Annotated in this window: 6 protein-coding genes; 5 read left to right on the top strand and 1 reads right to left on the bottom strand. The window is 71.3% G+C overall.

Annotation, left to right across the window (positions count from 1 at the left end):
- Nucleotides 1-227 precede the first annotated feature (227 nt).
- From secA to WG209_RS17690, 4 genes are all read left to right on the top strand, one after another.
- Nucleotides 228-3,878, top strand: a complete 3,651-nt coding sequence (secA, locus tag WG209_RS17705; RefSeq protein WP_337176408.1) for a preprotein translocase subunit SecA — start codon at nucleotides 228-230, stop codon at nucleotides 3,876-3,878.
- Between the two features lie 230 nt (nucleotides 3,879-4,108).
- Entirely contained in the window at nucleotides 4,109-5,416 is a 1,308-nt protein-coding gene (locus WG209_RS17700) for a 3-deoxy-D-manno-octulosonic acid transferase (protein ID WP_337176407.1), read from the top strand.
- A gap of 136 nt (nucleotides 5,417-5,552) precedes the next feature.
- Nucleotides 5,553-5,912 carry a DUF3467 domain-containing protein gene (locus WG209_RS17695; protein WP_337176406.1) on the top strand — a complete coding sequence of 120 codons (360 nt, stop codon included), beginning with the start codon at nucleotides 5,553-5,555 and terminating at the stop codon, nucleotides 5,910-5,912.
- A gap of 355 nt (nucleotides 5,913-6,267) precedes the next feature.
- Nucleotides 6,268-10,737, top strand: a complete 4,470-nt coding sequence (locus WG209_RS17690; RefSeq protein WP_337176405.1) for a hypothetical protein — start codon at nucleotides 6,268-6,270, stop codon at nucleotides 10,735-10,737.
- 265 nt (nucleotides 10,738-11,002) lie between these two features.
- On the opposite strand, the gene WG209_RS17685 is transcribed toward WG209_RS17690, so the two are convergent.
- Nucleotides 11,003-12,751, bottom strand: coding sequence for a hypothetical protein (locus WG209_RS17685; RefSeq protein ID WP_337176404.1), 1,749 nt, complete (start codon nucleotides 12,749-12,751; stop codon nucleotides 11,003-11,005).
- A 195-nt stretch (nucleotides 12,752-12,946) separates the two neighbouring features.
- Between WG209_RS17685 and WG209_RS17680 the strand changes: the two genes are divergently transcribed.
- Nucleotides 12,947-13,897, top strand: coding sequence for an MBL fold metallo-hydrolase (locus WG209_RS17680; RefSeq protein WP_337176403.1), 951 nt, complete (start codon nucleotides 12,947-12,949; stop codon nucleotides 13,895-13,897).
- Nucleotides 13,898-13,905: the final 8 nt, after the last annotated feature.

Here is a 13,905-nt window from a genome sequence, read left to right as displayed (position 1 = left end):
TGGATTCTGGCGAGTCCGCCGATCCGGGGCAAGGCGGCCGGCGCGAAGTCGCGGGATGCCGGGGCGAAGGGCGGGGCCTCGGCCGTCCTATATAAGGATGGCGAGGGGGGTGCCGCCGGGGCCGGCCGGGGGGTCGGCCGCGATTGACGGCGCCGGCGCGTTCGTCGTAATATTCCACATCGGAACGACTTGCCGCGACGTCAAATTCGCACGGGGATCTACTGGCAATGGAAGTGCTGACCGAGCTTTGGGATAAGACGACCGACACCATGTCGGCCCTGTCCGAGAACATCTCGGAAGGCCTCGTGCGGATCTTCGGCAGCTCCAACGAGCGGCGCATCCGGCAGATGCGCCCGATCGTCGCCCGGATCAACGAGCTGGAGCCCGCGGTCGAGGCGCTTTCGGACGAAGAATTGAAGGCGAAGACGGCCGAATTCCGCCGTCGCCGACAGGCCGGCGAGACGCTCGACGCGCTCCTGCCGGAGGCGTTCGCCGTCTGCCGCGAGGCCGGCCGCCGCTTCATGCACATGCGGCACTTCGACGTGCAGCTCATGGGCGGCATGGTGCTGCACAGCGGCAACATCGCCGAGATGGTCACCGGCGAGGGGAAGACGCTGGTCGCCACGCTGGCCGCCTACCTCAACGCGCTGGACGGCAAGGGCGTCCACGTCGTCACGGTCAACGACTACCTCGCCCGCCGCGACGCGGAGTGGATGAGCCCTCTGTACCAGGGCCTGGGGATGACCGTCGGGGCGATCCAGTCGGAGATGGACTCGGCCGAGCGCCAGGAGGTCTACTCCCGCGACATCACCTACGGCACCAACAACGAGTTCGGCTTCGACTACCTGCGCGACAACATGAAGCCGACCGCGGAGCTCCAGTGCCAGGGGGCGCTGCACTACGCCGTCATCGACGAGGTCGACAGCATCCTGATCGACGAGGCCCGGACGCCGCTGATCATCTCGGGCCCGGCCTTCGACGACGTCCGCAAGTACGCCGAGGCCGACCGGATCGCCCGGCTGCTGAAGCGGGACCTCCACTTCGAGGTCAAGGAGAAGGAGCGGACCTGCCACCTGAACGACGCGGGGGTCCGCGAGGCCGAGAAGATCGCCGGGCTGGAGAGCTTCTACACCCCCGGCAACATGGAGTGGCCCCACCTGATCGACAACTCCCTGAAGGCGCACCACCTGTACCGTCGCGACCGCGACTACGTGGTGCAGCCGGGGGGGGAGATCGTCATCGTCGACGAGTTCACCGGCCGCCTGATGACCGGCCGCCAGTGGTCCGACGGGCTCCACCAGGCGGTCGAGGCCAAGGAGCGGGTGAAGATCAAGGAGGAGAACCAGACCCTCGCGACGATCACGCTCCAGAACTTCTTCAAGCTGTACAAGAAGCTCTCGGGCATGACCGGCACGGCCATGACCGAGGCGAACGAGTTCTACAAGGTGTACGGCCTGGACGTGGTCGCCATCCCGACCAACCGGGGCCTCAGCCGCGTCAACTACCCGGACGTGATCTTCCGGTACGAGCGAGAGAAGAACAAGGCGCTCGTCGACGAGATCAAGGAGGTCCACGCGACGGGCCGGCCGATCCTCGTCGGCACGGTCTCGATCGAGAAGTCCGAGGAGCTGTCGGAGCTGCTGACTCGGTACGGGATCAAGCACGAGGTCCTCAACGCCAAGCACCACGAGCGCGAGGCCGAGATCGTCGCCCAGGCCGGGCGCCGTGGGGCGGTGACGATCGCCACCAACATGGCCGGCCGCGGCACCGACATCATCCTCGGCGGCAACCCCGAGTTCATGGCGTGGTTCGACCTCAAGCGCGAGGTCGACGAGGACGGCCGCCCGCTCTACGAGACGCGGCTGGACGTCCCTATCGACGTCTGGCAGGAGGCCGTGGAGAAGTACGAGCGCGAGATGAAGGCCGAGGGGCGCGAGGTCGCCGCGCTGGGGGGCCTGCACATCATCGGGACCGAGCGGCATGAGAGCCGCCGGATCGACAACCAGCTCCGCGGCCGCTCCGGCCGCCAGGGCGACCCCGGCTCGTCGCGGTTCTTCCTGGCGCTCGACGACGACCTGATGCGGAAGTTCGCCGGCGAGTGGGTCTCCGCGGTCCTCACCCGCCTGGGGATGCAGGAGGGGGAGGCCATCGAGAGCAAGATGGTCTCGCGCCGGATCGAGGGGGCGCAGAAGAAGGTCGAGGAGCGCAACTTCGACATCCGCAAGAACCTGCTCGAATATGACGAGGTCATGGACGAGCAGCGGAAGCGGGTCTACACGTTCCGCCAGGGGCTGCTGGAGGGTTCGTCCCCGAAGGCGCGGATCCTGGAGATGATCGACAACCAGATCCAGGCGGCGGCCGACCGCTTCCTCGCCGACGACTACGGCCGGGCCAGCTTCGCCGAGTGGGTGTCGCAGCGGCTGGGCGTGGAGATGACCGCGCGCGACTTCCGCGGGGTCGACTTCGACGACGCCGGCGACATCGTCCGCCGCCGCGGCGAGCGCCAGATCTACGAGGCGATCCGCGAGGCGATGGAGGAGAACATCTCCCCCGACGCCGACCCGGCCGATTGGACCTGGGGCGCCCTGACCACCTGGGCGAACAACCGCTACGGGCTGGACCTCAAGGACAAGGACCTTCGGAAGTTCGAGGAGCGCTCCGAGGACGGCGTGGACGTCGACCGCCCGGCGCTCGAGGACTTCATCCACGGCAAGGCCCACGAGTCGATCGAGAAGCTCGACCTGACCCCGGCCAAGGAGTTCCTGGAGCCCGACTGGGGCCGCCGCAACCTGGCCGGCTGGGCGCAGCACAAGTTCGGCATCGACGCCGACCCGTCCACCTGGGCGAAGCTCGACCGGGCCCAGATCGCCGCCGACCTGAAGGCGCAAGCCCGCGAGGTGTACGTCTCCAAGGAGGCGGAGCTGCCGGTGCGGATCGCCTCGACCCGGTTCCTGGGGAGCCGGTCGCAGATCCAGGCCCAGAACCAGACCCCGCGGTACGACCGCGAGGGCCTGGCGGCGTGGGCCTCGGAGCGTTTCCACACGGTCGTCGACGCGGCCGAGATGACGACCATGCTCCGGCCCGAGATGGAGTCCTTCCTGATCGAGCTGGCCCGGAAGAAGTACGAGGGGGCGAAGCTCGAGCGGGAGCTGAACGCCCGCCTCGACGCCGCGTTCCCCCGCGCCTCGGGGCGCGACAAGGCCCCGGCCGCCGCCGACCCGAAGGGGGTCGCCGGGCTGGCCGAGTGGGCCCGCCGCGAGCTGGATTTCGAGGGGACCGACCAGGAGATCCTGGAGATGGCCCCGGACCGGGCGCGGGAGCGGATGATCGCCGCGCTGGACGCGAGGGTCCGGCCCGAGATGCGGGAGATGGAGAAGGTCCTGCTGCTCCAGATCCTGGACGCGAGCTGGATGGAGCACCTGCGGGCGATGGACCACCTGCGCAGCTCGATCGGGCTGCAGGGCTACGCCCAGATCGACCCGAAGGTGGAGTTCAAGCGGGAGGGGATGCGGATCTTCGGCGAGATGTGGAACGGGATCGGCGACCGCGTCACCGACCTGATCTTCCGCGTCGAGCAGTTCGACCCCGAGTTCCTCTCGTACCTGGGCTCGCGCTGGAAGCTCGACCGGGCCCGGACGATCCACGGCGAGGAGGCCGCGGCGTCGTCGCTGGCGGCGGTGCCGGACGCGAGCGAGGGGGGCGTCCTCCAGGCGCGGGACGCGGCCATCGAGGCGGGGCGGGAGGCGTCCGACAAGAAGAAGGAGCCGCTCCGCAACTTTGGTAAAAAGGTGGGGCGGAACGACCCCTGCCCCTGCGGATCCGGCAAAAAGTTCAAGGCCTGCTGCATGCGGAAGCAGTCGACGGTCGATCAATTCTGATCGGGTGTCGCGCGTCGTCGGGCACCCCGCCGGGGCCCGGCGAGGGCCGACGGTAGCCGTCGCCGGGGACGCCGTTACGGCGATCCTCGCGCGGCGGGAGTCGGGACGCCGCGGGCCCCCCGCGGCCCCGAACGTCCCGCGACCGCGGGCTCGGGCACGGCGATTGCACCACGCCCGCCCATCTGGTCGACGAGGACGACCCGCTGTCTATCGGGAAAGGATTCCCCGGGATGCCGCTGGTTCTGAACCTGATCTACGTCGCGACGCTGATCCTGCTCTCGCCGATGCTGGCGTACCGGATGGTCCGCTCGGGCAAGTATCGCGACGGGCTCTGGGAGAAGTTCTCGGGGGACGCGCCGAACCGGATCGGCCAGGGCCCCTGCCTGTGGTTCCACGCGGTGAGCGTCGGCGAGGTGCTGCTGCTCCGGCCGCTCGTCCGCGAGATGGCCCGCCGCAGGCCCGGCTGGGAGGTGGTGATCTCCACCACCACGCCGACCGGCCTGGCGGTGGCCCGCCGGACCTTCCCCGAGCTGATCACCTTCTACGCCCCGTTCGACTTCTCGTGGGCGACCCGCCGCGCCATGGGGCGGATCCGGCCGACGGTGCTGGCCCTGGTGGAGCTGGAGGTCTGGCCGAACCTGATCCGCTCGGCCAAGCGGGCCGGCGCCAAGGTGGCCATCATCAACGGCCGGCTCAGCGAGCGCAGCCACCGGGGGTACCGCAAGATCCGCGGCCCCCTGGCCGGCACCCTGCACCGGATCGACGCGGTCGCGGCGCAGGACGAGGACTACGCCCGCCGGTTCGTGGATCTGGGGATCCCGGCCGATCGCGTCAGCGTCACCGGCTCGGTGAAGTTCGACGGGCTGGAGAGCGACCGCGACAACCCCCGGACGCGCGGCCTGCGGGCCGAGCTGGGGCTCTCCGCCGCGGACCTCGTGTTCGTGGCCGGCAGCACGATGGAGGGGGAGGAGGAGGCCGCGCTGGCCGCCTACCGCGCGGCGAGGAAGGACCACCCGCGCCTGCGGCTGATCCTCGTCCCCCGGCACGCCGAGCGGTTCGACGAGGTGGCCCGCCGGCTGGAGGCGGAGGGGGAGGCGGTCGTCCGCCGCAGCGAGGGCCCGGCGCCGCCGGCCGCGGGCGGTAGGACGCCGATCGTGCTGATCGACTCGATCGGCGAGCTGGGGGCGGTCTGGGGCTTGGCCGACGTCGCGTTCGTCGGCGGCAGCCTGCTCCCCGGCCGGGGGGGCCAGAACATGATGGAGCCGGCGGCCTACGGGGCGTCGGTCCTGTTCGGGCCCCACACGGCCAACTTCCGCGAGACCGTCGCGCAGCTCCTGTCGCGCGACGCCGCGCGCCGGGTGTCGAGCCCGCAAGACCTGGCGCGCCGGCTCCGCGAGGATCTCGACGCGCCGGAGGAGGCCGCGGCGCGGGGCGAGGCCGGCCGGCGGTTCGTCCTGGCCCAGCACGGCGCCTCGGGGCGGACGCTCCAGGAGCTGGACAGGCTGGTGGAGGCCTCCCGCGCGTTAAAGTCGGCTTGAACGATTTTTTCGTTTCGCGATAGTCTGCCAGAGACGTCGCGGCCCCGGGGCCGAGAGATCGCCGTGTGCTCTCCCCAATCCCGGGCACGGCCTTGGACATCCGCACGGCGGCCCCAGGTTTCAGGATGGAGTTGGAATGAGCGAGCCCGAGAACCCCACCCAGCAGCAGCAGGTGACCACCGAGGTCGTCGTCGACGATTCCGGCACCGTGCCGTCGTACTCGAACTTCTGCCGCGTCACGGCCACGCCCGAGGAGGTCATCCTCGACTTCGGCCTGAACCCGCAGCCCTTCGCCCAGGGCCGGCAGGACGTCAAGGCGAACCAGCGGCTCGTCATGAACTTCTATACCGCCAAGCGCCTGCTGACCGCCCTGGGGATGACGATCCAGCGCCACGAGGGGACCTTCGGCGGGATCGAGCTGGACGTCCGCCGTCGCGCGAACGTCCCGCAGCAGCAGCCTCAGCAGGCCCAGGGGCCCAAGGGCGTCGTCGAGTGAGCTAGGGCGGGCCGCCCCGGCCCGTCGCCGAGACCGAACCACGCCGCGGGAGGCGCGCCGAGGATCCCCCTCGACGCCGCCTCCCGCTTCGCATTCCCCCCTCCGCCCTCGTCCCCAGCCCAGGCCGGGTCCCGCCGGATTTTCGGGTTGCAACGGCCCTTTGGCTGATTCCGGGCCGCCCCGACGGCCGATGCAGAAGGTGTGAAAAGATCCGTGTGCGCCGGTCGTAGCCCGGGGTCGGGTCTTGCCGGATGTTTCGGCTCATCGTGATACGCCGGGTGCGCCGATATTGTAGACCGCCGGGCGTCTCGGCCTCGGTTCAGGACGGACGAGTCCAGCGTTAGGAGATCATGGAATGTCTCAGCCATCCCGACCGCGGGCGCAGCGGCGAACCCGCAACATCAAGCTCGAAGGGCTAACCCCGCTGGAGCGTCGCGAGGTCCTGGCGCCCGCCGTGGCCGTCTACCCGCTGACGGCGACCTTCACCGCGGCCGAGGAGCCCACCAACTCGTTCCTCGGGACGGTCGTGGTCGCCGAGGACACCGCCCAGACCGACCTGTCGACCCCCGCGCCGATCACCTCGGTGGCCCAGATGACGCCGCTGGCGTCGTTCGGCGGCGACATGGTGCGGATCCAGGCCGGCCCCGGCGGGGTGTTCGGCAACGTGCTGTACGCGATCTCCCGCGGGGCGGGGGGGAACGCCGCCGCGGTCGACCGCCCGGGCGTGATCTACCGGGTCGACCCGGCGACCGGCCGGGCCAGCGAGTTCTTCGACCTCAACACGGTGATGAACCAGCTCTCGGCCACGCCGCTGAGCGTCGACGGGCGCAACCCGGCGGCGGCCTCGCTCGGCGGGGCCACCGGCGACGCGACCGACGCGACGGGCTTCACCAACTGGTACGACATCGCCTTCGACCCCGAGGGCTACATCGACGGCAAGCCGTCGATGCTGGTCTCGGTGGCCGACCGCTCCGACCCGGCGAAGAACGCCATCTACCGGATCGGCGCCGACGGCTCGTTCCTGGGGGCGTTCGTCACGCTGACCGACGGCCAGGCCGCGACCAAGTTCAACATCAACCCGACCGCCGTGGCGGTCCCCGGACCGGAGATGCAGCAGTTCCTCCGCGGGGTCCTCGCCGGCGGCGGCGTGAGCACCACCGGCGGCACGCTGGCGGCGCTGTTCTTCAACGCCAACGAGTACTCCCCCGGCCAGGTCATCAGTAACGCCGCGACGCTGCCGAAGGGGGCCTCGCAGACCGGGATGTTCCTGGGGCCGATCGCCGGCATCACCCAGGCGAACATCGACTACGCCTCGCCGGCCTACTCGGTCTTCACCGACTTCGGCACCCCCGGCCTCCCCTACGACCCGGACGCCGGCGGGATCCCGGCCGCGCCGGGGGTCAGCGGCGTCCAGGGCTCCAACGGCGGCCTGATCATCGCCGGGCCGACCTTCCTGGACGACGACCCGGACACCTTCGCCCCGGACGACTTCCCGACCGTGCCGACGCCGTTCCGGCGGTTCCAGGACGTGACGTTCGACCAGTACGGCTACTTCTCGACGGACATCCCGCTGACGGCCACCGCGTCGACGACGGGGGGCTTCGGCAGCTTCGAGGTCGCCGGCAATCCCACCTACGCCGGCAACCTGTTCGTCAGCGACCTGGCGTCCGGGCTGTACGTGCAGGTGACGTCGGTCGAGGACGAGGCGGCCGGCATCCCGGACGGCGTGATCGTCAACGTCCCGGTCCAGGGGAGCGGGTCGATCGGCATCCAGCTCGCCGACCCCAGCCAGCCCTACAGCCCGGTGACCAACCCGCTGGTGCCGATCGTCAGGAACGGCAACACCACCGGGGGCTCGAACCCCTTCGGCGGCCGGATCGTCCGCATCACGCCGACCGGCGAGCTGACGACCTTCGCGCGGGACTTCGCCACGTCGGGCGACCAGAACTCCACGAGCTTCATGGAGTCCACGCTGAGCATCACGTTCTCGGCGGACGGGACCACGCTCTACGCCTCCGACGGCGAGGGGATCTGGCAGTTCAAGACGACCGCCAGCCTGGCCGGCTCGACCTCCGGCACGATCGTCGGCCTGAACGACCTGCGCACGCTGGGCGTGCCGTATGACGGCAACGGCAGCGCGGTGGCCGTGATCGACACCGGCGTCGACGGCCTCTCGTCGCCCTTCCGGGGCCGCGTCGGCGACGGCAAGAACCTGTACACCGGCGGCAAGGGCAACTTCGACGTCGCCGCCTTCGTCGAGGGGGACACCGGCACCGGCGGAGGGGGCACCGGCGGGGGGACCGGCGGCGGCACCGGCGGGGGGACCGGCGGCGCCGGCACCGTCCTGTCGAACACCCTGGTCGGCCACGGCACGCCGGTCGCGGGCGTGGTGGCCCAGTTCGTCCCGCAGGCCACCATCGAGCCGGTCGCCATCTTCTCGCCCTACATCAGCTCGTTCACCTTCCCCGGCAGCGGCGGGACCGGCGGCGGGACCGGCGGCGGGACCGGCGGCGGCAACAACCAGGGCGGCGGCTCGATCCCGTCGGTGACGAGCAACGCGCTGACGTCGGTCAACGCCGTGTACAACGGCCTGGCCCACGTCGCCTCGCGGCCCTACGTCAACGATCCGGTGCGGCCGGGGCAGGTCTCGCGGGTCATCGCCTCGACGATGGGCTTCGGCACGGTGCAGACCTGGCCGAGCGAGGCGCAGGCGTTCCGCAACTACCCGCAGATCGTCATCGCCCTGAAGCTCCAGCTCAAGAAGTTCCGGTCGCTGGGGATCGCCCCGATCGCCGCGGCCGGGCAGTTCGGCTCGCCCCTGGGCCTGGGCTCGGGCGGGACCGGGACCGGCGGCGGGACCGGCGGCGGCACCGGCGCCACCAGCGGCACCGGCCTGGTGCGGAGCAACGCCGACAACGACGCGGCCGGCGACACCGACGGCATGTCCCTGCCGGCGATCCTCAACGAGGTGATCTCGGTGACGGGGACGTATCCGTTCCCGTACTACGCCGACGCCTCGACGAGCCCGGTGAATACGGCCGTCGGCGCCCTCCCGAACCCGTCGGGCCCGCTCCTGGTCCTCCTGAACCAGACCACCATCGGCGGCACGGCGACCCCCGGCGCCGGCGGCGGCACCGGCGGCGGCACGACGGCCGACGGCGAGGTCGCGCCCAACGTCGAGACCTTCGCGGCCGGCGACGGCGCCATCTGGTCCGACCGCATCCCCGCGGCCGTCAACCGCGGCATGACCACCGACTTCGCCGCCCCGGCGATCGACGTGCCGACCTTCGCCCGCCGGCCGACCACCGAGACCCTGGTCGATCAGGGAGAGAGCGCCGACCTGCGCCTGAGCTTCAGCGAGGTCGGCACCTCGATGTCCACGGGCATCCTCACCGGCGCCTACGCCATGGTGTCGTCGGCCCTGAGCTACTGGACGAACCTCGACAGGGACTCGGGCATCACCTATGACGCCTACCTGACCACCCCCGTCGGCGCCAGGAACGGGCTCAACTTCGGCGAGCACGGCGTCGGCGACCTGTCGGCCTTCAACACGCCCGACGGCATCAACGGCATCCTCGCCTGGACCGCCGTGCCGGTCTTCGACGTGAACGACGGCGGCAGCGTCTCCACCCCGGCCCTGGTCTCGTCGACCGACAAGCAGAACGGCTTCGTCGGCGCCAACGAGCCCCCGGCCTACGCCCGGGTCTCCGTCAGCAACGCCATCGCGGCCATCGAGGGGACGCAGGCCCTCAATTACCTGATCCTCAACAACGTCCTGCCGATCATCGACGCCAACAACGACGCGATGATCACGTCGCAGGAGCTGCAGAACTTCGTCGACACGGCCTCCACCAAGGGGATGGCCGAGGCCGGCGCCATGGCCCGCCTGCTGGGCGGCACGGCGACGACCGCGACCCCCGAGGCCGGCCTGAACAACGCCGTCTTCTTCGAGAACCCCGACCTGCCCGCGGCCCTCCAGCGGCGGTTCAACTTCTTCGACTACGCCGCCAACGGCGAGCTGAAGGGGGCCGTCACGATCGACTCGCTGAAGATGCTGGCCGGCACCCTGCTGCCCAAGCCGGACTCCTACGTGGTCGTCGACCGCCAGCGGGCCTCGGCCAACGGCTTCCTCCTCGACCCGGAGGCCCAGCGCAACACCACGGCCCTGCAGCACAAGCTGCCGAGGTTCATGTGGGTGCCGGCCTCGACGGTCTCGCGGTTCCGCGGCATGAACCCCGCCCGGTTCAAGATCGGCCGGAACGAGACCCCGGGCAGCTACCTGCCGGCCTTCTCGCTGTTCGACGTCGCCCCGGGCACGCCGGTCCATCGCGATTCGACCAAGGTCGTGACGACCCGGGTGGTCGACGGGAAGACCTTCAACCTGGTCCGGGTCAAGCCCGGGGCGGTCATCCAGCAGGCGACCCCCGCCGGCGTGTCGACCCCGAACACGCCGCCCCCGGCCGCCCCCGCGACCGCGGACCTGACCAGCCAGGAGCAGCCCAAGACGACCCTGGGCGCGCCCACCCCGACCACCACCGACGCGACCGGGACCCCCGCCTCGACGGCCACCGCCGGCGTGGCGACCCCGGCGACCTCGCCCGCCGCGGTCTCCACCGAGGTCCCGACCACGCCGACCACGCCGACCGACGTCAAGTCGGCCGAGCGGGCCGCCGCCGAGTTGGCCGCCCAGCAGCACGCCGCCCAGCAGCAGGCCGCCGCCCAGGCCGCGGCCACGAAGTACACCACCTACCAGCAGATGAAGGCCGAGTCGAACAAGAACGTCTTCTCCAAGATCTGGGACGACATCAAGAAGCCGTTCTCCTGATCGATCCCCCGGCCTACTTCGCCCGGAGCCGTCCAGCCCGGCCGGCCTCGGTCCCCTCGGGGACCGGGGTCGGCCGGTTTTTCGCGCGCGGCTCGCGGCTCGCGGAACCCGCGTCCCCTCCCTCCCCGGCGGCCGACGGAATCGACCGGGGGTGGCATCCCGGAGACGCGGCCTCCCTCGCGGGACGGACCACGACCCGGCCCTCGGGATCGGCCGCGAAACCGGGGCGGGCGCGTCCCCGGGGCGCGGGACGGGGGGGGGGCGCTCACTCGTCCCAGGCGGCGCGGTAGTTGAACCGGTCGTTGGGGGCGGCGTCGCCGTGGAGGGTGAAGGCGGACGCGTCGCCGCCGATGGGGACGTTGTCGACCCACTTGAAGTCGAACACGACGCGCCGGCGGTGCATCGCGTTCAGGACGCCTCGCGGGACGGCCAACTCCAGCTCATTGTCGTCGAAGGCGATGGCGGCGGCGGCCTCGGTCGGCTCGCGCGTGCCGTCGGCCTTCAGCCGCTCGACGGTCGCCATGCCGTCCTCCGGCAGCCCGGCGTTGACGACCACGTCGTAGCCCCGCCAGCCGGTCGTGGGGTCGGCGTCGATGTCAAGGAGCAGGACCATCCAGTTCTCGCCGCGGGGGGTGAGGGGGTCCTTGGTCTTGATGTAGAAGGAGACGAATTCGGGGCCGTGGGCCACCTTGGCGAGCGTCAGGTCGTTGCGGCCGGTCGAGTCGACGAAGTTGGGCTCGCCCTTCCAGCCGGGGAAGTCGCGGCGGGCGGGGTCGCCGATGGTGTCGCGGAACTCGGGCCCGGCGGGCTTCCAGTCGGAGAAGACCCCGTCCACGCGGACCCGCGCGGGCTTCACGTCGGGGGCCTGGCGGGCCCCCTTGTAGCGGCGGATCTCGGAGGTGAGCTGATAGTAGTAGGCGTCGCCGAAGCCCCCCTTCATGGGTTCGAGGTCGCGGCTGTACTCCGCCGAGAACTGGTCGACGAAGTAGGTCCCCCCCGGCTTGAGGCGCTCGCCCCCCATGCTCATCTCCCCCTTGCGGTCGATGAACCGCTGGGCGATCCACTCGTTCCATCCGGTGACGAAGACGAACGGCGGGTCGACCTCGCGGGCGCGCCTCCACTGCTCGGCGAAGTACAGCCCGGCCTCGGGCCGACGCTCCTCGGGGGGGGGCTGCTTGCCGTCGTGGAAGCTGCGGCCGATGTTGCTGATGGGATGCTCGGCCGAGCAGACGACGATCTGTTCCGGCTTGTCCGGGGACTCGTGCCAGCCGGGCGTCTGCGGCGTGTGGTCGAGCCACGGCCAGCGGTCGCGGCCGTCGCCGAACCACTCCTGACCTTTGGTCCAGGCCCAGGAGCGCCTGATCGTGAAGAAGTCCTTGATCTCGTCGCTCAGGCCGTCGGGGGGTGCCAGGATCAGCGGCTTCCCCAGCCAGAGGAACCAGTGGTCGCGGCCCTTGCCGGGCTTGTAGAACGTGCTGTAGAGGTGCTCGACCGTCCTGGCGCTGGCGCTGTTGGTCAGGAAGGCGACCTTCGGCGTCGGCTGGCCGGACGCCTTCACGTCGTCGAGCACCTTGAGCACGGCGTCGCGGACGGAGTCATAGGTGAGGGCGTTGGTCACGTCGAAGAACCAGACGTCGACGCCGGCGTCGGCGAGCATCTGGACGTGCTTGCGGATGACGTAGGGGTCGTCGTCGCGGTAGTAGCCGAAGAGGGGCTCGCCCCAGTGGTGGAAGGCGCCCGGCGGGCCGAACTTCGGGTCGTCCGGGTTCGCGGCGACGAGCTTCGTCAGGTCGTAAACCGGGTTCTGCCCCTCGCTCCAGAGGAAGTAGAAGATGCCGACCGTCCTGCCCGCCCGCGGCGGCCCCACCTCGGCGGCGCCCGGGACCGCGCGGCCGAGGCCGTCGGTCGCGACCCACGTGTCGGCCATGACGTCCCAGGCCGGTTCGTCGGCGGGGGAGGGGATCGCGACGGATGCCAGGGCGAGCGCCGCGAGCAGGGGGGGGATCGGCTTCATGGCGGACCTTCGGGGCGGGGGTGGCGGCGGGAGGGTCATGCCCTCGCAATGTAGCCGGCCCCGGGCCCCGGCTCAAGCCTCGATGAATCGACGAGTGAACACGACGGCGAGCGCGGCCTTGCCGGGGGGCGGGGCGGGTCATACACTGAGTTCCATCGAGACGGAGCGCCCGTCTCACGGGGTGGGGAGCCAGGCATGACCTTCCAGTTCGCGGTCCTCGGCAGCGGCTCGAAGGGCAACGCCGCGCTGTTCCGCCACGGCGGGGCCGGCCTCCTGATCGACGCCGGCCTGGGCGTGCGCTCGCTGACGGAGCGGTTGGCGAGCGTCGGCTCGGGGTGGTCGAGGCTGGCGGCGGTCGTCCTGACCCACACCCACGGCGACCACGTCGACACCGGCGCGTTCCGCCGGATGGCCCGCGAGGGCGTCCCCCTCTACTGCCACGAGGAGCATTGCCGGCGCCTCGCCCCCGACCCGGGCTTCGCGGCGCTCGACGCCCTGGGCCTGGTCCGCTGCTACGAGGAGCGGCCGTTCATGGCCCCCAGCGGCTTCCGCGTGGAGCCGCTGACCGCCTGGCACGACGGCGGGCCGACGTTCGGCTTCCGCCTGGAGGCCGGCGCGGGGGGGAAGCGTCGGGGCGTCTCCGTGGGATACCTGACCGACACCGGCACCTGGGACGACGCCACCGCCGAGGCCCTGGCCGACGTCGAGATCCTGGGCGTGGAGTTCAACCACGACGTCGCCTTGCAGCGGAACTCCGGCCGCCACCCGGCGCTGATCGCCCGCAACCTGGGCGACCGGGGCCACCTCTCCAACCGCCAGGGGGCCGAGCTGGTGGCGTCGATCCTGGAGCGGTCCAGGCGCGACCGGGTCAGCCACCTGGTCCTGCTCCACCTGAGCGAGCAGTGCAACCGCCCGGAGATCGCGCTCCGGGAGGCGGGCGAGGCCGTCCGCGAGAGCGGCCGGCAGGTCCTGATCCACGCGGCCCGGCAGGCCCCGGCCCACCCCGACCTGGCGTTCGCCCCGTCGCGGTCCTCGGCGTGGCGGGGGCACGGCTTCGCCGCGGCGGGGGCCCGACGCCCGAAGTCCCGCCGCGCCCACGCGGAGTCCTGCGGTTTCCTGCCGGGGATGGCCCTGGAAGGTTCGTGACCGTCGCC

This window comes from Paludisphaera sp., from assembly GCF_037189885.1.
GTDB lineage: Bacteria > Planctomycetota > Planctomycetia > Isosphaerales > Isosphaeraceae > Paludisphaera.
Note: the sequence above shows the minus strand (reverse complement) of the source record. Positions and strands in the feature narration are given on the sequence as shown.